The organism is Reyranella sp. (assembly GCF_965228225.1).
Taxonomy (GTDB): Bacteria; Pseudomonadota; Alphaproteobacteria; order Reyranellales; family Reyranellaceae; genus Reyranella.
In genome coordinates this window covers 1,621,585-1,640,998 of the sequence record NZ_OZ245801.1, presented here as the reverse complement: position 1 = coordinate 1,640,998, position 19,414 = coordinate 1,621,585, and the positions used below count along the sequence as shown (strand labels likewise).

At 66.9% G+C, this 19,414-nt stretch carries 21 protein-coding genes; 2 read left to right on the top strand and 19 right to left on the bottom strand.

The window, feature by feature from the left end; genetic code table 11:
• Positions 1-11: 11 nt before the first annotated feature.
• Genes ACO07K_RS07870 through ACO07K_RS07815 form a run of 12 tightly spaced genes read right to left on the bottom strand, consistent with a single transcriptional unit; the run spans position 12 to position 10,970 of the window.
• Positions 12-974 carry an NAD(P)-dependent oxidoreductase gene (locus ACO07K_RS07870; protein WP_422035362.1) on the bottom strand — a complete coding sequence of 321 codons (963 nt, stop codon included), beginning with the start codon at positions 972-974 and terminating at the stop codon, positions 12-14.
• A 53-nt stretch (positions 975-1,027) separates the two neighbouring features.
• Positions 1,028-2,146, bottom strand: coding sequence for an ABC transporter ATP-binding protein (locus ACO07K_RS07865; protein WP_422035360.1), 1,119 nt, complete (start codon positions 2,144-2,146; stop codon positions 1,028-1,030).
• A gap of 2 nt (positions 2,147-2,148) precedes the next feature.
• Positions 2,149-3,237, bottom strand: a complete 1,089-nt coding sequence (locus ACO07K_RS07860; RefSeq protein ID WP_422035359.1) for an extracellular solute-binding protein — start codon at positions 3,235-3,237, stop codon at positions 2,149-2,151.
• A 45-nt stretch (positions 3,238-3,282) separates the two neighbouring features.
• The gene (locus tag ACO07K_RS07855; protein WP_422035358.1) at positions 3,283-4,086 is read right to left on the bottom strand and encodes an ABC transporter permease; all 804 of its coding nucleotides are present in this window, start codon (positions 4,084-4,086) and stop codon (positions 3,283-3,285) included.
• Entirely contained in the window at positions 4,086-4,985 is a 900-nt protein-coding gene (locus tag ACO07K_RS07850; RefSeq protein WP_422035357.1) for an ABC transporter permease, read from the bottom strand. Before ACO07K_RS07850 ends, ACO07K_RS07855 begins: the two co-directional genes overlap by 1 nt.
• 29 nt (positions 4,986-5,014) lie before the next feature.
• Positions 5,015-6,388 carry an acetyl-CoA carboxylase biotin carboxylase subunit gene (accC, locus tag ACO07K_RS07845; protein ID WP_422035356.1) on the bottom strand — a complete coding sequence of 458 codons (1,374 nt, stop codon included), beginning with the start codon at positions 6,386-6,388 and terminating at the stop codon, positions 5,015-5,017.
• Positions 6,389-6,400: 12 nt separating this feature from the next.
• Positions 6,401-7,168 (bottom strand): LamB/YcsF family protein, encoded by a 768-nt coding sequence (locus tag ACO07K_RS07840; protein ID WP_422035355.1) that lies wholly within the window; start codon positions 7,166-7,168, stop codon positions 6,401-6,403.
• Positions 7,168-7,584 (bottom strand): hypothetical protein, encoded by a 417-nt coding sequence (locus tag ACO07K_RS07835; protein ID WP_422035354.1) that lies wholly within the window; start codon positions 7,582-7,584, stop codon positions 7,168-7,170. Before ACO07K_RS07835 ends, ACO07K_RS07840 begins: the two co-directional genes overlap by 1 nt.
• Entirely contained in the window at positions 7,581-8,585 is a 1,005-nt protein-coding gene (locus ACO07K_RS07830; protein WP_422035353.1) for a biotin-dependent carboxyltransferase family protein, read from the bottom strand. Before ACO07K_RS07830 ends, ACO07K_RS07835 begins: the two co-directional genes overlap by 4 nt.
• Entirely contained in the window at positions 8,582-9,283 is a 702-nt protein-coding gene (locus ACO07K_RS07825; RefSeq protein WP_422035352.1) for a 5-oxoprolinase subunit B family protein, read from the bottom strand. Before ACO07K_RS07825 ends, ACO07K_RS07830 begins: the two co-directional genes overlap by 4 nt.
• Positions 9,280-9,753 carry an acetyl-CoA carboxylase biotin carboxyl carrier protein gene (locus ACO07K_RS07820; RefSeq protein WP_422035351.1) on the bottom strand — a complete coding sequence of 158 codons (474 nt, stop codon included), beginning with the start codon at positions 9,751-9,753 and terminating at the stop codon, positions 9,280-9,282. Before ACO07K_RS07820 ends, ACO07K_RS07825 begins: the two co-directional genes overlap by 4 nt.
• A 14-nt stretch (positions 9,754-9,767) precedes the next feature.
• The gene (locus ACO07K_RS07815) at positions 9,768-10,970 is read right to left on the bottom strand and encodes a pyridoxal phosphate-dependent aminotransferase (RefSeq protein ID WP_422035350.1); all 1,203 of its coding nucleotides are present in this window, start codon (positions 10,968-10,970) and stop codon (positions 9,768-9,770) included.
• A gap of 211 nt (positions 10,971-11,181) precedes the next feature.
• Here ACO07K_RS07815 and ACO07K_RS07810 point away from each other — a divergent pair, with 211 nt between their 5' ends.
• Positions 11,182-12,429, top strand: coding sequence for a LysR substrate-binding domain-containing protein (locus ACO07K_RS07810; protein ID WP_422035349.1), 1,248 nt, complete (start codon positions 11,182-11,184; stop codon positions 12,427-12,429).
• Here the strand turns inward: ACO07K_RS07810 and ACO07K_RS07805 are convergent.
• The 5 genes from ACO07K_RS07805 to ACO07K_RS07785 are packed head-to-tail and all read right to left on the bottom strand — an operon-like array spanning position 12,426 to position 16,773.
• Entirely contained in the window at positions 12,426-13,505 is a 1,080-nt protein-coding gene (locus tag ACO07K_RS07805; RefSeq protein ID WP_422035348.1) for a DUF1501 domain-containing protein, read from the bottom strand. The genes ACO07K_RS07810 and ACO07K_RS07805 overlap by 4 nt on opposite strands.
• Positions 13,506-13,515: 10 nt before the next feature.
• The gene (locus tag ACO07K_RS07800; RefSeq protein ID WP_422035347.1) at positions 13,516-15,078 is read right to left on the bottom strand and encodes a DUF1800 domain-containing protein; all 1,563 of its coding nucleotides are present in this window, start codon (positions 15,076-15,078) and stop codon (positions 13,516-13,518) included.
• Positions 15,079-15,090: 12 nt separating this feature from the next.
• Positions 15,091-15,633, bottom strand: coding sequence for a Spy/CpxP family protein refolding chaperone (locus ACO07K_RS07795; RefSeq protein WP_422035346.1), 543 nt, complete (start codon positions 15,631-15,633; stop codon positions 15,091-15,093).
• Position 15,634: 1 nt separating this feature from the next.
• Positions 15,635-16,177, bottom strand: coding sequence for a hypothetical protein (locus ACO07K_RS07790; protein WP_422035345.1), 543 nt, complete (start codon positions 16,175-16,177; stop codon positions 15,635-15,637).
• A 38-nt stretch (positions 16,178-16,215) separates the two neighbouring features.
• Positions 16,216-16,773 carry an RNA polymerase sigma factor gene (locus ACO07K_RS07785; protein WP_422035344.1) on the bottom strand — a complete coding sequence of 186 codons (558 nt, stop codon included), beginning with the start codon at positions 16,771-16,773 and terminating at the stop codon, positions 16,216-16,218.
• Positions 16,774-16,867: 94 nt separating this feature from the next.
• Between ACO07K_RS07785 and ACO07K_RS07780 the strand changes: the two genes are divergently transcribed.
• Positions 16,868-18,424 (top strand): gamma-glutamyltransferase family protein, encoded by a 1,557-nt coding sequence (locus tag ACO07K_RS07780; protein WP_422035342.1) that lies wholly within the window; start codon positions 16,868-16,870, stop codon positions 18,422-18,424.
• A 64-nt stretch (positions 18,425-18,488) separates the two neighbouring features.
• On the opposite strand, the gene ACO07K_RS07775 is transcribed toward ACO07K_RS07780, so the two are convergent.
• Together ACO07K_RS07775 and ACO07K_RS07770 are read right to left on the bottom strand one after the other, a co-directional pair.
• Positions 18,489-19,058 carry a TIGR00645 family protein gene (locus ACO07K_RS07775; protein ID WP_422035341.1) on the bottom strand — a complete coding sequence of 190 codons (570 nt, stop codon included), beginning with the start codon at positions 19,056-19,058 and terminating at the stop codon, positions 18,489-18,491.
• A gap of 69 nt (positions 19,059-19,127) precedes the next feature.
• Positions 19,128-19,403, bottom strand: a complete 276-nt coding sequence (locus ACO07K_RS07770; RefSeq protein ID WP_422035340.1) for a hypothetical protein — start codon at positions 19,401-19,403, stop codon at positions 19,128-19,130.
• Positions 19,404-19,414 lie beyond the last annotated feature (11 nt).

Below are 19,414 nucleotides of genomic sequence, written 5' to 3'. Positions count from 1 at the left end.
CGAGTGTCGCCTCAGGCCCAGCGTGCGATGGTCGGCTCGCCGAGGGCCTGACCGCGGATTTCCGGTATCGGGGTCAGGATTCGTCGTTCGCTCAGGAAGAGTTCGATGTTGCTCTGAAGAAGGCTTGCGGCGGCTGTCTGCACTTCCGGCGCATGGGCCGCCACATGCGGCGTCAGCACGACGTTCGTCATCTCGCGAAGCTCCTGGGGGATCGACGGTTCATCCTCGTAGACATCGAGGCCGGCGCCGGCGATGACGCCATCCCTGAGCGCAGCGACCAGGGCTTGTGTGTCGACAATGCTGCCACGTCCGACATTGACCAGGAATCCCCGGGCCCCCAGCGCCGCCAGCACGGCGGCATCGACCATGTGGCGGGTCTTGGGGCCGCCCGGCGCGGCGACGACGAGGCAGTCCACCTCGTCGGCGAGGGCAAGCGCCGAGTCGAAATGCCGCCACGGCAGGTCGGTCCGCTTGCGCCGCGTGTGATACGCGATCTCCATATCAAAGGCCGCGGCGCGGACCGCGACCCTTTCCCCGATGCCCCCCATTCCGATCAGGCCCAGCCGTTTGCCGGTCGGGATCGGGCGCGAACCGATCGTACCGCGCCAGTCGCCGCGGCGCGCCGAGGCGTCGAAGCGCGGGATGTCGCGCATGACGGCAAGCAGCAACGCGAATGCATGATCGGCCACCGCACCGGCATTCGTGCCCGCACCATGGGACACGAGGATGCCGCGTTCGCGCGCGGCGTCGAGATCGACGTTCTCGTAGCCGGTGCCGACACAGCAGATCAGCGACAACGCGGGAAGCGACGCCATATCCCCGCGCGTAGCACCGGCGTGGCCGCTGGTCACCAGCACCTCGACCCGCTCCCTGATCTCGGCAGCCGGCAGGGCGGCGAGCGGCGGATAGTCGACCAGGGTGAAGGTCTGCGACAGTAGATGTCGATAGGGAAGCGCCTCGACCTTGAACAGCAACTCTCGGATCACGCAGGCATCCCCTTCTTGAACTACAGCGGCGGCCGGCCCCCTCACGAGTCCGCAACCAGCCAGTTGCTCTGCGGTGACCACGAGGCCCAGACCTTGTCGCCGACGGCGTAGGACTGGGAGATCGACTCACCCTGCCGGTTGGGCAGAAAGGCGACGAAGGGTTCGGCATCGTCGAGCCGCAGGTGGATGTGCGTGGCCTGTCCCTTGTAGACGACCTGCTGGACTGTGGCCGAGGTGCCGCCCAGCGCGCCGGGCACGACCTCGTCGAGCGGCGCAAGCGCGACGGCCTCGGGCCGCACCGAGATCAGCACGTCCTTGCGGTCGTCGCCGGGCCAGGGAATCTCCACCCGACCGCCGCCGACCAGCCTGACCAGCGATTGGCCGCCACTGCGACCCTCGACGCGGCCGCGCAGGAAGTTCGAGGCGCCGATGAAGCTCGCCACGAAGCGCGTCGCCGGGCGGCTGTAGATTTCCTGCGGCGTCCCGACTTGCTCGAGCTTGCCGTCTCGCATGATCACCACGCGATCGGCCATCGTCAGCGCCTCCTCCTGGTCGTGGGTGACAAGGACGGCGGTGATGCCCAGACGCTTCTGGATCTGCCGGATCTCGACTTGCATGCTCTCGCGGAGATTGCGGTCGAGCGCCCCGAGTGGCTCGTCGAGCAGCAGCAGGCTCGGCTCGATCACAATGGCGCGGGCCAGCGCCACACGCTGCTGCTGGCCGCCCGACAGTGCCGACGGCAGCCGGTCCGCATATTCGCCGAGCTGCACCAGGGCCAGGGCCGCCTCGACCCTGGGCCGGATCGCGGCCTTGCGCAGCCCTCGCATCTGCAGGCCGAACGCGACGTTCTCGGCCACCGACAGGTGCGGGAACAGCGCGTAGTTCTGAAACAGCATGCCGATGTTGCGGCGATGCACCGGGATGTGGGTGACACGCGAACCGCCGATCATCACGTCGCCTTCGGTCGGCTCGACGAGGCCAGCGATCATGCGCAGGGTGGTGGTCTTGCCGCAGCCGCTCGGACCCAGCAAGGCCACCATCTCGCCCGCCCGGATGCGCAGCGTGACGCCATCGACGGCGGTGCTTGTGCCGAACAGCTTGGTCAGCCCGGACAGGGCGAGATCGGTGGCGGGCGCGACCGCAAGACCCGGCGTCGCCACGGTCAGCTCCCGAAGACCTGGTTGAACTTGTCCAGGATCGCGCTGCGCTGCGGATTGATCTTCTCCCAGTCGAGCACATAGAGCTTCATCTCCTTCATCCGCGATTCCGGATAGGCGACGACGGCTGCGGTCTTCGCATCGAGTTCGATGCCGCTCACGGACGGGGCCGCGATGGTGAACTCTGCCATGCCCTTCTGGACCGCTGGCGACAGGATCCGGTCGATGAAGGCGCAGCCGAGATCGGGCTCGGGCGCACCCTTGACCAGAGTGATCGTGTTGACGCCCGCGAACGATCCCTCGGCCGGCTTGCTCATGACCAGCGGCGCCCCCTTGGCGATATAGGGCAGAACGCTCTTGGAGAAGTCCGGCCCGCCGACATCGGCTTGGCCCTGCGAGACCTGCAGCACGGCATTGCCGAACGTTTCGTAGATCGTCTGCACGTTGGGCTTCAGCTCCGCCATCTTGGCCCAGCCCTTGTCGAGTTCGTACTGCGCCTCGAGGATCGGCTTGCCCGTGGCCATCGATGCGGCAACCGCCAGGAGCTGCACCGTCTGCGTCTGCTTGGGCGTCACCATCATGTAGCGACCACGGAAGCGCTCGCTCCACAGGTCGGCGAAGCTGTCGAGCGGCTTGATGCTCTTGTTGTACCAGAGCGACACGGTCGAGATGGCAAAGGCGGCCCCGTGCGAGTCATTGTACATGAAGTTCGGGAAGACCTTGGCCAGGTTCGGGATCTTGTCCTTGGGCAGCGGCGCGATCAGCCCTTCCTGCTTGGCGATCGGCACGCCGACATCGTCCATCATCATGGCCGAGTAGTTCGGATTGGCCTTCTGGGTGCGAAGGATGCCGATATTGCCCAGGGTCACGTTCTCGGTCTGCAGGACCTTGCAGTCGAGGTCAGACTGGAACTTGGGGATCACGTGCCGGCGTATGTATTCGCCCTGCACGCCGGTATAAGTGCCGACATACATCGACTTGCCGGCCGCCCAGCCGTTTCGGACAAAGAACATCGGAGCGGCAAGGCCTGCCGCGGCGAGCAGGGAGCGGCGCCCGGTGATGATCGCCTTCTTCTTTCCAGTCTGATCCGACATGTCGCTTACCTCTCTGTTTGACAATCGTTGATCGTCTACGCGGCGTCAGATGCTCATGGCCTTGCGCAGGCCCACGAGCTTTTCGAGGCCGATCACGGCCAGGATTCCGGTCAGGATCATCAGGCTCGACATCGCCGCGATCGACGGGTCGAAGACCTTGCTCATGCTGTTGTGCAAGTAGATCGGCAGCGGCATCGTTTCGACGTTGGCCAGCCAAAACGAGATCGGGAAGTCGTCGAACGAAATCATGAAGGCGAACAGGCAACCCGCCGCAATGCCGGGCAAGATCTGCGGCACGGTGACTTTCCAGAACACCTTCCACGGCGGCGCTCCCAGGGTGAGCGCGGCCTCCTCAAGCGTGCGGTCGACCTGCTTCAGGCTCGCCGTGACGGTGCGGATCAGATACGGCAAGGTCACCAGCACGTGGCCGATGAACAGGTTCACCCCGGCGTCGCGCATGCGCATTGTCGCCATGAACTGCAGCAGGGCGAGGCCGGTGATCAGGATCGGCAGGATAAAGGGCGAGAGCAGCATCGCCTCGATGGTGCGCGCGGCCGGCACCGGCCAGCGGTTCAACGCATAGGCGGCCGGCACGCCGATCGCAAAGGCGGCGGCGGTTGCCGCGAGCGCCAGCACCACGCTGATGAGAAAAGAGTGCTGGAAGTCCAGGTTCGCGATGACGTCGGCATACCAGGAGAGGGTGAAGCCGACCGGCGGGAAGATCGCGAGATTGGCTTCGGAGAAGGAAAGCGCCACCACAACGACCAGCGGCGCCACGACGAAGACGAGAGTCGCAGCGGCCACCATGTAGGTGATCAGCCCGCCGCCGCCGGAAAGACGCGCCGCCATCACCGGGCTCCCGAGCGGCGCTGGCGCAGCGCGGCGCGCCGCTCGACCAGCCAGGCCACGCCGACATTGGCGATCAGGGCGATGGCCACCATCACCGAGGCGATGGCCGCGGCCATCGGCCAGTCGAAGGCGGTATTGATCTGCTGCTCCAGCAGCACCCCCAGCATCAGTCCACGATTGCCCCCGACCATCTGCGGCGTCACGTAGGAGGCGGCGGTCAGCGAGAACACGATGGTGAGCCCTGCTACGAGACCGGGCACGCTGAGCGGCAGCGTGATGCGCAGGAAGGCGCGCCAGGCCGGCGCCCCCAGCATGCGCGCCGCCTCGTTGAGCGAGGGATTGATGCGGCCCAGCGAACCCGCGATCGGCAATACCATCAGCGGAAGGAAGACATGAACCGAGGCGATCACGATCGCCCACTCTGTGTACAGCACCTTGACCGGCGCCTGTCCGGCGCCAAGCGTGCCCAGGATCCAGTTGAGCACGCCGGTGTTGCTGTTTCCCAGCACGAGCTGCCAGCCATACGTGCGCACGATCACGCTCACCACCAAGGGTGCCACGACGAGAATCATGGTGATCCGGCTCGCCATCGGCCGCCCATAGGCGATCACCATCGCCAGCGGATAGGCCAGCAGCGAGGTGAAGAGCGACGTGAAGAAGGCAACCCTGAGCGTCGTCATCGTGACGCGGCGATAGGCGGGGCTGAAAATCAGGCGCTCGTAGCTCGAGAGCGTCATCGGCAGGCTGATGTCGCCCGTCTGATTCTGGGTGAACACGCTGTAACCAAGCAGGATCGCCGAGGGCACCACCAGGAACACCACCAGGAAAGCGAGCGCCGGCAGCAGCAACACCACGCCGACGACCGTGCGCGGTATGGCGATGCCCTTCGCTTTTTCCATTCCGACCGTCGTGTGAATTGCGCTTGTCGTCATGATCCCGTACCCGGGCTTGCCTCGGCGCGGCGTCGCAGACGCTCCTCGAGATAGTGGATCGTCACTCCACCGGCTTCGAACGCCGCGTCTTCCAGGATGAACATGTGAAGGTCGGCATTCACGGTGATGCCCTCGACCCGCAACTCGGCCAAAGCGGACTTCATCCTGGCAATGCACTCAGCACGATCCGTGCCGGAGGCGACGATCTTGGCAATCAGCGAGTCGTAGTGCGGCGGCACCTCCGCACCCGAGACCATGTGGCTGTCGACCCGGATGCCCGGCCCGCCCGGAGCGTGCCAATAGGCGAGGCGACCGGGCGATGGCTGGCCGGTGAACCCATGTTCGGCATTGATGCGGCATTCGATGGCGTGCCCTGTGCGCACAACATCTGCCTGCTTCAGCGTCAGCCTCCCGCCCTGTGCGACACGAATCTGTTCGCGAACGATGTCGAGGCCGGTGGTCTCCTCGGTGACCGTGTGTTCGACCTGGATGCGCGTGTTCATCTCGATGAAAGCGAACACGCCGTCCTCGTAGAGGAACTCGAATGTGCCGGCGCCGCGATAACCGATCGCGCGGCAGGCCGCCGTGCAACGCTCGCCGAGTTCTGCGATCTCGGCTGCGGGAATTCCCGGCGCCGGTGCCTCCTCGATGACCTTCTGGTGACGGCGCTGCACCGAGCAATCGCGTTCGCCCAGCCACAGCGCATTGCCGTGATGGTCGCACAGGACCTGGATCTCGACATGGCGCGGGTGTTCCAGGAACTTCTCGACATAAAGATCGGGATTGGCGAACGCCCGCACCGCTTCCTCGCGAGTCGTGGCGATGGCGGCCGCCAGCTGCGCGGGTTCACGCACCACGCGCATGCCGCGCCCGCCGCCGCCGCCTGAGGCCTTGATGATGACGGGATATCCGACCTCGGCCGCGATCGCCTCGCAGGCCGCGGCGGCCGCCGGCAGGGCGCCGTCGCTGCCCGGCACGCAGGGCACTCCGGCTGCGCGCATCGCCTCCTTGGCGCGAATCTTGTCGCCCATCATTCGGATCACGCCCGAACTCGGACCGATCAGCGTCAGGCCGGCCCGTTCCACCTCCTCCGCGAAGGCCGCGTTCTCAGCGAGGAAGCCGTAGCCGGGATGGATCGCCTGGCTGCCGGTGGCCTCGGCCGCCAGCAAAAGCGCCGGCGCGTCGAGGTAACTGCGGCCCGCCGGCGCCGGCCCGATACAGACGCTGTCGTCGGCCGCACGCAACCACGCGCCGCCGCGATCGGCGTCGGAACACACCGCAACCGCGCGCAGGCCGAGCGCGCGGCAGGCGCGGATCACCCTGAGCGCGATCTCGCCCCGGTTGGCGACGAGAACGGTGTCGAAGGCCATGCCCGGTACCGGTCAGTTTGCGAGTTCGGTGAGCGGCACGATCTTGCCGCCGCCCTTTTCGACGGCCTGCCGCACGGCCGTGGCGATGTCGACGGCGCCCGGCGTATCGCTGTGCACCAGCACGCACTTCGCGTCGAACTTCACACGCTTGCCCGACTGCGCCGTGAAGGTACCGTCGTTCAGGAACTGGTCGATGCGCGAGACGACTTCCTGCATGTCGGTGATGACGGCCCCCGGCAGCCGGCGATTGACCAGGCGGCCCTCATCGTCATACGCGCGATCGGCGAACACCTTGCCGACGGTGCGCATGCCGATCTTCTTGGCATACGTGAGGGCGTAGCCGTTCGGCGCCGCGGCATGGATCAGGTCCTTGTCGAAGGCCTTGAAGACATCGAGCATCAGCTCGACATATTCGTGATTTTTCGCAAACATGGTGCCCATCGCACCGTGCCCGCCGGCATGGGTGATCTTGTAGCCGCCGACCTGGGCGATCGCGGACAGGGCACCCAGTTGATAGAGCATGTGCTTCTGCAGGTCCCGCGGATTGATCTCCATCGGCACGCGGCCGAAGCCCAGAAGGTCGGGCAGACCGCAATGCGCGCCGATCGCCACGCCGTTCTCCTTCGCCGCCTCGACCATGCGCGTCATGATGACGGCGTCACCGGCATGGAAACCGCATGCGATGTTGGCCGACGAGATCAGCTTCATCAGCGCCTCGTCGTCGCCCATCTTCCACCGGCCGAAGCCTTCTCCGAGATCCGAGTTGAGATCGATCTTCATCAGACGTCCTTTCGTTGGCGTTGGCTCTGAAGGCAAGGAATTGGCGCCAGGGCAAGCAGGTCGGCGCCGAAATCGACGCGTTGCCCCGCGGTCGCGAGCAGCCGCAGCCCGGTGCCGTCGCAGGGCGCCACGACCGGCTGCAACAGCGGTCCCGTAGCAATCACGGCCACGACCTCGCCCGCCACGATTCCGGCGCCGACCGGCGTACCGGAGCGTGCAGGATGTCCGGGCAGGAAGATCCCGCAGGCAGTGGCCTTCACGATCGTCGGCCCCGCGGCCGCCGCGGAGGCGCTCACCCCTTCTTCCGGCGCGACGAGGCGCAGCGCGGCGTCGCCCTCGGCGATTTCGATCTCGGTTACGCCGACGCTGCGCATGTGCGCCACCAGGTCGGCAATCTCATGCGCGGCGAGGATCATGCCGCCCTCTCCAACGCCGGGCGGCGGCAATAGCCGGCGAGTCGACGCAGCGAGGACAGCCAGGACGCGATCTCGCGTTCGGCGGCCCGCGCCTCTTCCTGCGTGCAGGACACGAAGCGCAGCCTGTTGCCCGGCGCGGCCTGGGCGAGGCGCCAGAGATCGGCCTCGATCACCACCGCGATCTTGGGATAGCCGCCGGCTGAGTTGCCGTCGGCGAGCTGGATGATGGGCTGGCCCGACGGCGGCACCTGGATGACGCCGGGCACGATTCCGTGAGAACGCATCTCGAGCAGTACCGTGCGCTGCAGCCCCGCCCCTTCCAGGCGATAGCCTTGCCGGTTGCTCTGCGACGTCACCTTCCAGGGCGTATCCCAGAGATTCTTGTGGGAGGCGGCATCGAACTGCCCATATTCGGCGGCCGCGATGGCGCGCAGCCAGATCGCCCCGTCGGTGGCCTGCGCAGCCGTCGGCGGGGCGAGCGCCAGCGATGGCGGCAGCGCGCCATGGCCCGCTGCGTCGCGCAACGCGACCGGAGCCGACGGCAACACCTCGAGGCGGTCGCCGGCCGTCAGCGCGCGACCGTCGTGGCCCCCGAAGCCGTCCCGCATCTGGGTACTGCGCGAGCCCAGCACGACCGGCACATCCAAGCCGCCCGACACCGCGAGATAGCTGCGCAAGCCATGCCGCGGCGGCGACAGGACGAGGTCCTGCCCGGCCCTCGCCTGCGCCACCCACCAGGGCGGCAGCGGGCGGCCCTCGAGATGCGGCGCGCAGTCGGCGCCCGTGAGGGCAAACATCGTGTCGGCACGGAAGCGCAGCCGCACGGGAAAGAGCTGCAATTCGATACCGGCGGCGTTCTCGTCGTTGCCCAGCAGGGCGTTGGCGGCCTGAAGGGCCACGCGGTCCATCGCGCCGGCGCGACCGATGCCGTGGCAACGCAGGCCCAGGCGACCGAGGTCCTGGACGGAGTTGAGCGGTGGCGTCTCGAGAATCTCGATCACGCTTCGATCCGGTCGATGCGGAAACGGATGCGATCGCCCAGCGACAGAAGATTGGGCGGGTCGTTGGCAAGGTCGAACGGCACCGGCACCTCGGGCGCGCGGCCGATCGTGTGCCAGCCGGTCGGATTCATGGTGGGCCCGCCCGGCGTGTAGGGTTTGCCGAGATTGGACTGTGCGCCACCGATCGACACGCCGCCGCCGACCGGTCGCATGACCGGCACCTTGCGGCGCGGCGTGAACAGCCGCGGATCGAGACCGAACAGATAGCCGAAACCGGGCGAGACGCTGGGCGCGAACACGACATATTCAGGGGCCGCGTGCAGCGCCACGATCGCCTCTGGGGTCGCGCGGTGATAGGCCGCGACGTCGGGCAGGTCCTGCCCGCCTTCGCCGCCATACACCACGCCGACCTCCAGCAGGCGGCCGGCAATGCGTCCCGCCTCGATGGTCGGCCACAGGTCGAGCATCCGCGTCGACAATTCGGCCGGATCGGCGTTCAGCGGGTCGAGCACGACCAGCAGGCTGTTCATGCCGGCCTGGACGTCGACGACGCCGTCCCATTCCAGGACGATGTCGCCTAGCCGCCAGATGCGTTCCTGTGTCGGCAGCGACAGCGGGCCCTCGGCATCGAGCAGCAATGCCGCGCTGCCGCACAGGCTCACGCGGGGGCTGGACAGCTCGATGACGCCGGAATTCATTCGGCCGCCCTCTGCTGGACGGCCTCGAGGGTGAACAACGGCTGGCCTGCCATGACGTCTTCGCCGTTCTCTGCATGGATGCGGGCAATCACGCCGTCCTGCGGCGCGACGACGGCGTTGAAGACCTTCATCGCCTCGAGGATGCAGAGCGCCTGGCCGCGCGTCACACTCCCGCCGACGTTCACGAAGGGCTCCGCCCCCGGTGCCGGCGCGCGATGAAAGACGCCATGCATGGCGGCCGTCACCACGAGGCCCGACACCGGCGCGGCCTCGATGGCCGGCATCTCGAGCGACGGAGCGGGCGCGACCGGCGCCACCTCCAATGCCGGCGCTGCAAGAGACGGTGCCGACGCGCGCTTGCGCAGCATCCGGAGCCGAAGGGTGCCGTCGGTGACCTCCAGCTCCTCCGCACCACTGCGGGCGAAGGCGTCGATCAGTTCCTTGATCGTGGCGAGGCGCGCGGGCACCACGGGAGGCACCGCCGCTATTTCAGCAGCCCGATGGCGGCGGACATGCGGGCGCAGGCCGCCTCCAGCCGTTCCATCGAGGTGGCGATCGAGAGCCTGAAATAGGGCGACATGCCGTAGGCCGTGCCGTGGACGACGACGACCCGCGCCTCGTCGAGCAGGTATTCCGCGATCTCGATGTCGCGGTCGAGCGTCGCCCCCTTGGGCGTCCTCTTGCCGATCAGACCGCTGCATTCGACGAACAGGTAGAAGGCGCCTTCCGGCCGATGGCAGCGCAGACCGGGCACCGCGCCGAGCAATTCAATGACCCGGTCGCGTCGTGCCTGGAAGGCATCGGACCGCTCCTGGAGATAGGCCTGCGGTCCCAGCAGCGCGGCGATCGCGCCCGCCTGGGTGATCGAGCTGATGCTCCCCAGCGATTGCGACTGGACCTTCTTCATCGCCGCGATGAGCTCGGCCGGGCCGCCGGCGAAGCCCAAGCGCCAGCCGGTCATGGCATAGCCCTTTGACACGCCATTCAGGGTGAGCGTGCGCGCCTTCAGGTCGGGTGCCACCTCGGCGAAACTGTAGAAGCGCAGCCCGTCGAAGATGATGTGCTCGTAGATCTCGTCGGTCATCACCAGCACCTGCGGATGGCGTCGAACGACGTCGGCAAGCGCCTGCAGGTCCTCGCGGCTGTAGACGGCCCCGGTCGGGTTGCACGGGGTATTGAGCATCAGCCAGCGCGTGCGCGGTGTGATCGCCTGCTCGAGGGTCTGGGCGTCGAGCTTGAAGCCGTTATTTTGCGCGCAGCTCACGACCACCGGCGTGCCGCCGCACATCTTGGTCATCTCCGTGTAGGAGACCCAGTGCGGCGCGGGCACGATCACCTCGTCGCCGGGATTGAGGCTGGCCGCGAGAGCGAGATAGATCACGTTCTTGGTGCCGGCGCTCGCCAGCACTTCCGTGAGTTCGTACGCCAGGCCGTTATCGCGGCCAAATTTCTCGATGATCGCCTTCTTGAGCTCGACCGTGCCGCCGGTGCCCGTGTAGCGCGTCTGCCCGGCGCGCATCGCCGCGATGGCCGCATCGATCACGTGGCCGGGCGTATCGAAATCAGGCTCGCCTGTCGCCAGCGTGATGACATCGATTCCCATCGCGATAAGTTCGCGGGCCTTTTGGGAGGCCCCTTCGGAGGCGGACGGATTGACCAGAGCCAGACGGTCGGCGGACATACGCATACGAAACTCCCACTGCCCGCGCCGGAATTACCGGCGTGGGTCACGTAAAAATCCCGTCCTGTCGATGTTCCCCCGGCTGCGCGTGTAATTTGAGAGGCCGCGCCTGCCTTGTGCAACTGAGAGATATTGCTCCGGCTTTGCACCCATCCCGTGATTTGATCGACAGTGGATGAGATAAGTTTTAGCTAACGACTTCGGAACGATTACAGACATGACGGGCCAGACCTTTCCGAACCTGCGGCATGCCTACCTGTTGCTCATGGTGAGCGAGGGCGCGAGCGTGCGCGCCACGGCGCGCCGCGTCGGGCTCACGCAGCCTGCCGTCACGCTGAGCCTCGCCACCCTGGAGCGCCTCTATGGCGTCGCCCTGTTCGAGCGACGGCCAGCCGGACTGGCGCCCACCAAGTACGGGACGGTGCTGAGCCAGCGCATCGCGCGATGCATGTCGTTTCTGGCCCGCGCGATTCGCAAGGTACCGCGCGAGGCCGATGCCGGCGGGTCCCGCATCGAGAAGCTGCTGCGCGCGCTTACCATAGGCCAGCTTCGCGCGCTCGTGGCGCTCGACCTGCACGAAGGATATGCCGGGGCCGCCGAGAGCCTCGATCTGCGCGTGCCCTCGCTGCACCGCGCCGTCAGCGCCCTCGAGGGCGCGCTGGGCGCCGGGCTGTTGCATCGCGAGAAACGCGGTGTGCGTCTCAACGCGCTCGGCCACGAGATCGCGGTGCTGTTCAATCTCGGTCTCGAGGAACTGCGCTCGGCAGCCGATGAAATCAAGGAAGCCGACGGCCGGCTCGAAGGCACGGTGACGATCGGCACCGTGCGCGCCGCCGCGGCAGGGGTCCTCGCGGCCACCGTCCTGGAGCTCTCGACGCGCCATCCCGCGGCGCGCTTCAACGTCACCAACGCGCCCTACGAGGAGATGCTGCTGGAGGTGCGCGGCGGACGCCTCGACTGCATGGTGAGCACGGCGCGGCCGAACGTGCCGGCCGACTTCACGATCGAGGAACTATGCCAGACCGAGGTGCGCATCATCTGCCGCCGCGATCACCCGCTCGCCGGCCGCCGTGAGATCGCCGCGCACGAACTGGCCCGCTATCGCTGGATCGGCAATCCACCGGGGACGGGCATCGCACAACGTTTCCGTACCATGTTCGAGGAGGAAGGCATCGCGCCGCCGGACTTCATCGCCCAGAGCGAGCTCTTCGAACTCACCCGCCGCCTGGTGCTCAGCGGGGAGTTCCTGGCTCTCACCGTGCGCAGCGACTTCGGAACGGACTATGAGCACCAGGGGTTGGTCGTACTCGACCGTCGGGTCCCCAGCGCGGGCAGGCCGATCTTTCTGATCACCCGGCGCAACTGGAAGCCAACGCGCCTGCAGGAAACATTCGTGGGGACGCTTCGCGAGGTCGTGCTGACGCGTCGGAAGAAGGCAGGCATCAAAACGCCTTCAGGGCCTTAGGTGAGGAAGTCGAGCCTCTGCGGCTGGCGCAGGCCGAAATCGCACGCCTGGCCCCAGCAGCCGCGGGCCAGCGTGCCGAAGACGTTGCGGAAGTCGACCGTGTGCCTGAGGTCGCCGTCCTGGAGATCCGACAGTGACGGGTACGCACCGTGGAGGCCGCCCTTGACGTCGCCCCCCAAGACGAATTGCGGCGCGGACGTGCCGTGATCGGTGCCGCCGCTGGCGTTCTGCCTCACGCGCCGGCCGAACTCCGAATAGGTCATCACGACCACCTCCTTCCACAGGCCGGCCGCGATCAGATTCCGCCGCAGCGTCGCGAGGTTCGCGGCAAGAAAAGCCAGGAGCCGTTCGTGCGTCGGCGCCTGATTGGCGTGCGTGTCGAAGCCGCCCAGCCCCACCTTGATGGCCACGACCGGCACCTTGGCCGCGAGGATCCGGGTGGCGAGGTCGAGCTGTCGGCCGAGCGGAAACTCCTGGCCATAGGCCTCGGCCGGTGCCGGAACGTCATGCAGCCGGTCGCGCAGGCCCGCCGCTGCGGCATTGATCTCCCGCCGCACCGAGAGCAGGTGATGGAGGGCAGGATTGCCGCCATCGCCGGGCATTGGAGCCGGGCGGACCGCATTGGCCTGACGCAGGAAGTTCTCGGCATCCTGCATCACGATGGTGCGCAAGGACGGTCCGGTCGCGGGCAACGCATTGGTGTCCGCCACGATGCAGTCGACGCCGACACCTTTGGCCAGGCTGGCGCCGCCGAAGGCCTGGGCGACCCAGCCTTCGCTCAGCGTCTGGGAAGATGCCGAGGCGGTGTCCCAGATCTCGATCGAGCGGAAGTGCGAGCGGTTCGGATAGGGATAGCCGACGCCCTGCACGATCGCGAGATCGCCTGCCTTCCAGGACTCCATCAAAGGCAGGAGCTTCTCGTGCAGGCCAACTCTCTCATCGAGCTGCAGGACCCGCTCGCGGGGCACGCCGATCCCGCCACGCAGTTCGCGGTACTTCGCGTCTGCATAAGGCACGAGCGTGTTCAGCCCGTCATTGCCGCCCTTCAGCTCGATCAGCAGGAGAGTACGAGTCATCGTCCCCTCCTCACTTCAGCTGGTAGGACGTGTCGAGCAGCGCCGACGCCACGACCGCGCCGGCCGACCCGTTCATGGTCACGCCGTCGACCGGTTCGACCGGCAGGAGCGTGCGCAGCAGCGTTGCACTGTCGATACCGGCCAGCGACGGGCCGAGGCGCACCTCGTTGCCGGCATTGCGCAGGCTGCGGCCTTCGACTGAACGCGGCGGTTCCATCGCCATCTTGGGGTCGACGGCAGGAAGCTGCTCGCGGCGGTCGGCACGACGGTTGGGGCGGTCTGCCATCCGCATGCCACCCTCCATCGGCGCCACGGTGGTCGCCTCGATCATGCGACGCACGAACTGCTGGCGCAGCAGCAGCGTATAGGTCGAGATCCAGCTCTCGCCGCCGGCCCAACCCTTCACGTTCGGCGGGTTGAACGGCACCTGCCCCAGGCCTTGCAGCATACGGACAAGCCCCGTCTTCTCCGGCACCGGCAGGCCGAGCACATGGACCGATCCGACGATGAGGTCGACCGGCGACTTGATGAGGGCGCCCCGGTTGGCGCGGTCACGGAACGCGGCGGACAGGAAGAGCTCACGCATCAGTGGCCTGATCTCGTACCCACGCTCGCGGAAGCTCGCGGCGAGACGCGCCACTTCGACAGGGTCGGGCCGCAGCGACACGAACTCGCGCCACAGTTTTTCGACGATCATCTCGGCGGTGCGCGGATGCGCGAGCAGGATCTTCAGGATCTCGTCGCCGCCGAAGCGGCCGGACTTGCCGAGAAAGGTCTTCTGGCCGTCGTCGTGGCGGCCAGGTCGATCCACGAACGCCCCCGACTCGCGATCGACGCTCCAGCCGGTGAAGGCGCGCGATGCCGCCTTGATGTCGGATTCGCCGTAGTTGCCCTCGCCCAAGGTGAAGAGCTCGAGCAGCTCGCGGGTGAAGTTCTCGTTGGGCTGGCGCGCCACCGATGCCCTGCCGTCGAGATAGATGAGCATCGCCGGATCGCGTGCCACCGCCTTGAGCAGTCTCGCATAGTTGCCGAGCGCTTCCCGCCGGAACAGCGCGTTCTGGCGAAACAGGGACGATGGATAGCGCACCTTCTCCAAGGAGGAGGTGAAGTGCCCGTGCCAGAACAGGGTCATGCGTTCGACCAGCGGCTGATCGGTCGCAATCATCTCCTCGACCCACCAGTTCTTCAGCTCGCGGCCCTGCTCCCGTACCGGCAGCACGACTTCCAGCTTCTTGCCGTCGATGCCCTGCTTGCGCCCGGCCTCGGCCGCCCGCTGACGGCGCTGGAGTTCCGCCGGCCCCATGTCGATCCAACCCGGCGCGGGCGTCACCGCCTCGCGGCGGGGATCGGCAAGCAGCCGATCGACCGCGGCCGTATAGTCGAGCGCTTCGAGCGCCTGGATTTCGGCCGGCGTCACGCCGAACGACGTGCGGGAGAGGAGGTGCCGCGCCTCGTCGAAGCCCATGGCCGGAGCCGCGCGCACCGGACCGGCAGACCACGGCCCGGCGGCCAGTCCGGCCGATAGCGCCAAGCCGCCTCCCATGAAGCTGCGACGGCCCAGATGCGCGCTCATGACGACACCCTCCTATTGCGGCGGTCGCGGGGGTCCCCCCGCTGGCGCTCGGGGCGGTGGCGGTGGCGGCGCCACCCGGTCGACCAGCAGCTCCTGCAGGCGTTCGCGCTGGTCGGGCCGCAGGGACGGCTGGAGCTCCAATAGGGTGCGCAGCGTTTCCTTCTGCTGCTCGGCGCGTAGGTGGCTTACCTGATCGATGAGACCGTCGACCTTGGACATGTCCATGGGTGTACGTCCCAACTCGATACCCGTCTGCTCGCGGACGCGCTGGATGTCCTGCAACCGCTCGCGGCGCTCATTGGCGTAGCGATCGAACAGGTCCTTCATCCTCTGACGCTGTTCGCCATCGAGACCAAGATCGCGGACGACCATCTCGACGGGATTGAAACGTGGCCCGCCCGGCTGCCCGGGCTGACCAGGTCCGCCGCGTGGCGGTGGCGGCAGGTACATCTCGAACGGCGGGGCGATCCAGCTCCGGTAGACAAAGCCCACAAGCACGAACGTGTTCAGAAGCAGCGAAAGCGCCAGCAGGGTCTGAAGCAGACGCGAGTTCATGTCAGATGCCGTCGCCCGCGAAAAACTCGCTGACCTCGTTCGAGGCCGTCGTCTTCACAGAGGCCGACTCGGTCGTGGAATAGCCTTCGCGCTGCTGGGCCAGCGATTCGCCCAAGCCGCCGCCCACCATGAAGCCACCCGTCGCGATCACGACTGCCGCCACCGCCATCACACCCTGCTGGAGCACTGGACGTGGACCGGCGAACAGCCTCCGCCCGGACAACCACCTGCCGAACAGGCCGCCGCCGGACGCCTTCCGCGCAACCTCGAAATCCACCAGCGCGCGCGCCCGCACGACCACTCGCTCCGGCGCAGCCGGCAGGGGTTTGTCCAGAATATCGGCAAGGTCGAGCGCGGCCCGGCGCAGCACCGGATCCGCTGCCACCGCCGCCTCGATCGGGGCAGCCACCTCTTCCGAGAGCCGACCGCCGAGCCAGGCGGCGAGGTCCATCTCGCTCACCTCCACAGGCGCGCCTTCGGGCCGGCTGGCGAGGCTTCGCCACAGCTCCTTGTCGCTCCTCGGGGTCCGCCGCTCGGTGGTCATGGGTCGCTCCTGCTCATACTACGCCAAAACATCGCGCTTCATCCCCCGTCACCGGGATCTTCCTCGCGAAAATGCGCCCGCAGCCTCAGCAGGGCCTTGTGATGGGTGCTGCGAATGGTCTGGGCATCCACCGACAGCAATCGTGCGACTTCCATGACGTCCCGCTCCTCGTCGTAAAGGTACCTCAGGATCAGGACCTGTCGGGCCGTGAGCAGCCCCTCCGGGATCTTCAGCTTTTCGACATGCCGGTCCTCGACGCCCAGAAAGGCCTCGGGCACGTCGTCGATCGGCTCTGTCGCCTGCCTCCGACGCCTCAGATGATCGATGGCGCACGAACGGGCCACCACCGACAGCCAGGTCGGAAGCCCGGCCCGGGCCGGATCGTAGGTTTTCAGCAGCCTGAAATCCTGCGCGCACAGGCGCACGAACACGTCCTGGGCAGCGTCCATCACGTCGTCCTCACCAACCCGATAGGACGTGAGGGTCCGGCGGACGACGGCATTGATCAACGGCGCGGCCCCCAGGACGAACGCATCCCATGTGCGTTTGTCGCCTCTGGTGAGCGCCTGCAGATCGATCTGGTTCAGTTCAGCCACGCCACGATCTTTCTGCCTGTCCGCCCTGCAGTTTAACAGGCTTTGTGGCGAAAAAGGGTGCCGCTACAGTCGCTCCCCCACTTGAGGAGTATCGATGAGCGAGTCGCTGACACGGCAACTGAAATTCACAAAGCATGCGGTTCGCGGCAAGGGCGTCGTCGTCGCCCAGAATGCCAAGGCTGCGGAAGTCGGCGCCTCGATCCTGCGCAAGGGCGGCAACGCGATCGACGCGGCGGTCACCACCGGCATGGCCATCGGCGCCCTCGAGCCCTGGATGAGCGGTATCGGCGGGGTCGGCTTCATGACGATCTGGAGCGCCAAGGAGCGCCGCGCCTGGACGGTCGACTACGGCCCCGTTTCGGCCAAGAAGCTCGATCCGTCGGTCTACGAGATCGTCGGACCCGGCCCCGCCAATCCGTTTGCCTGGCCCGACATCAAGGAACAGCGCAACGAGGTCGGCTATCACTCGATCGCCGTGCCCGGCATGGTCGCGGGCCTCGCCAAGGCGCTGGAGCGCTTCGGAACGGTCGCCTGGAAGGACGTGCTGCAGCCCGGCGTCGAGATCGCTCAGCGCGGCATGGAACTCGACTGGTACATGCAGGTGATGATCGCCAACGGCGCCAAGCATCTCGAGAAATTCCCTGCCTCCAAGGCCAATTACCTGTGCGACGACGGCCGCGTGCCGGCGAGTGACTGGGCCGGCACCCGCCGCTACATCAAGCTCGGCAATCTCGGCGAAACGATGCGGCGGCTGGCCGAAGGCGGACCGCGCGAATACTACGAAGGCAGCCTGGCTCGCGACATTGCCGCCGATCTGCAGGCCGGCGGCTCGGCCATCTCCTACGACGATCTCGCCAGCTACGAAGCGAAGATCGTCGATCCCCTCGCCTTCGAGCATAACGGCGTCACCATCAACGTCGCGGGAGGCCTCACGGCCGGTCCGACCCTGCGCCGCGCCATCGAGCTCGCGGGCGCCGCGACCCAAGGTAAAGGGGCGCCGGGCGCCGAGTTCTTCGCCGCCATCGCCGAGGGAATGCACAAGGCCTACGACGAGCGACTGAAGACCCTGGGCGACAAGCCGACCGACACCTGCACCACCCATTTCTGCGCTGCCGACTCAGAAGGCAACATGGTGGCGCTGACCCAGACCCTGATGAGCCTGTTCGGCTCGTGCGTGATGCTGCCGAAGACCGGCATCACAATGAACAACGGCATGCTGTGGTTCGACCCCGAGCCCAACCGCCCGAACTCGATCGCCCCGGGCAAGAAGCCGCTTTGCAACATCTGCCCAGTCGTCGTGGTCAAGGACGGCCAGCCCTGGTTCTGCATCGGCGCCTCGGGCGGGCGGCGCATCGTGCCGGCCGTCTCCCAGCTTTCGCTGATGATGATCGACCGCGGCATGGATGTGGAAGCGGCCTTCCATCAGCCGCGCGTGGATATTTCCGGCGTCGGCCCGATCCGGGTGAACCGGGACCTGCCCGACGAGGTGAAGAAGGCGATCGCCGCCAGGCTCCCGATGGTCGAGGTCGACAATCCGGTTTCGCCGCTGGGATTTGCCAATCCCTCCTGCATCGTTCGCGATCCCACGACGGGTGAACTGACCGGTATGAACGAGATCATGTCACCCTGGGCGGGCGGCGCGGCGCAGTAGTTGCGGAGCTCCTCCCGCCGGCGCCCGGTCGGCGGGAGGATATCCGACAGACCGCTGCCTGCCGTCAGTGATGGCGGGCGGGCGGCTGGGAGATGCGGTCGACGATGGCAATGCCCACGGCCGACAGGATGAACAGGGCGTGGATGATCGCCTGCCACATGATGGCCGCCTCGGTGTAGGTGGCGTTCGGCTTTCCGAGGCTGCCGGCCTCGATGAAAGTCCTGAGCAGATGGATCGACGAGATGCCGATGATCGCCATTGCCAGCTTGATCTTGAGGACGCTCGCATTGACGTGGCTCAGCCATTCCGGCTGGTCGGGATGGCGGTTCAACTCCATGCGGGACACGAAAGTCTCGTAACCGCCCACGATCACCATGATCAGCAGGTTGGAGATCATGACCACGTCGATCAGGCCCAGCACGATCAGCATGGCCTGCAACTCGGTCACGCTGGGGCTTTCGACGACGAGATGCAGCAACTCCTTCAGGAACAGGAAGACGTAGACGACCTGCGCCACGATCAGGCCCAAATAGAGCGGAAGCTGAAGCCATCGTGACGCGAAGATGAAGCGGGGAATTGGCCGCAGGCTGCGGGGGTCACGTACGGGTTCGGAACGCGCTTCTTGGGTCGCCATGTATGCCCTCTCCAGAGATTCGGGAGGCGCATTTGCCCGATCTCATCGGGCGCCGCAACCGCCCTGCGATTACATTCCCAAAGCAGCCTGATCTTTGTCGGCAGCCAGCAGGGCGGAGAGTTCGTCGGGGTCGACAGGCACGACCTGGCGGGTCTGGCCGGGCGCCGGGGCTGCCGGAAGGTAGATCATCGTCGCCGTCCGCAGATAGGCCCCGAAGCTCAGCCCCTCCAGAGGCTCCTCCTCGGTCACGACGCGATAGGTGCCGGCGGGCTGCGCGCCCTCCACCGCTGAGAGCAGGAACGGCCGGGTGAACGTTACCGACGTGAGCGTCGTGCGCGTGGACATGATCTCTCCAG

Coding starts and splice junctions, on each gene's coding strand:
- ACO07K_RS07795 (WP_422035346.1), bottom strand. CDS start 15,633: ATGAACTCGCGTCTGCTTCAGACCCTGCTGGCGCTTTCGCTGCTTCTG.
- ACO07K_RS07810 (WP_422035349.1), top strand. CDS start 11,182: ATGACGGGCCAGACCTTTCCGAACCTGCGGCATGCCTACCTGTTGCTC.
- ACO07K_RS07775 (WP_422035341.1), bottom strand. CDS start 19,058: ATGGCGACCCAAGAAGCGCGTTCCGAACCCGTACGTGACCCCCGCAGC.
- accC (WP_422035356.1), bottom strand. CDS start 6,388: ATGGCCTTCGACACCGTTCTCGTCGCCAACCGGGGCGAGATCGCGCTC.
- ACO07K_RS07825 (WP_422035352.1), bottom strand. CDS start 9,283: ATGAATTCCGGCGTCATCGAGCTGTCCAGCCCCCGCGTGAGCCTGTGC.
- ACO07K_RS07780 (WP_422035342.1), top strand. CDS start 16,868: ATGAGCGAGTCGCTGACACGGCAACTGAAATTCACAAAGCATGCGGTT.
- ACO07K_RS07805 (WP_422035348.1), bottom strand. CDS start 13,505: ATGACTCGTACTCTCCTGCTGATCGAGCTGAAGGGCGGCAATGACGGG.
- ACO07K_RS07770 (WP_422035340.1), bottom strand. CDS start 19,403: ATGTCCACGCGCACGACGCTCACGTCGGTAACGTTCACCCGGCCGTTC.
- ACO07K_RS07850 (WP_422035357.1), bottom strand. CDS start 4,985: ATGGAAAAAGCGAAGGGCATCGCCATACCGCGCACGGTCGTCGGCGTG.
- ACO07K_RS07855 (WP_422035358.1), bottom strand. CDS start 4,086: ATGGCGGCGCGTCTTTCCGGCGGCGGCGGGCTGATCACCTACATGGTG.
- ACO07K_RS07815 (WP_422035350.1), bottom strand. CDS start 10,970: ATGCGTATGTCCGCCGACCGTCTGGCTCTGGTCAATCCGTCCGCCTCC.
- ACO07K_RS07860 (WP_422035359.1), bottom strand. CDS start 3,237: ATGTCGGATCAGACTGGAAAGAAGAAGGCGATCATCACCGGGCGCCGC.
- ACO07K_RS07790 (WP_422035345.1), bottom strand. CDS start 16,177: ATGACCACCGAGCGGCGGACCCCGAGGAGCGACAAGGAGCTGTGGCGA.
- ACO07K_RS07840 (WP_422035355.1), bottom strand. CDS start 7,168: ATGAAGATCGATCTCAACTCGGATCTCGGAGAAGGCTTCGGCCGGTGG.
- ACO07K_RS07835 (WP_422035354.1), bottom strand. CDS start 7,584: ATGATCCTCGCCGCGCATGAGATTGCCGACCTGGTGGCGCACATGCGC.
- ACO07K_RS07800 (WP_422035347.1), bottom strand. CDS start 15,078: ATGAGCGCGCATCTGGGCCGTCGCAGCTTCATGGGAGGCGGCTTGGCG.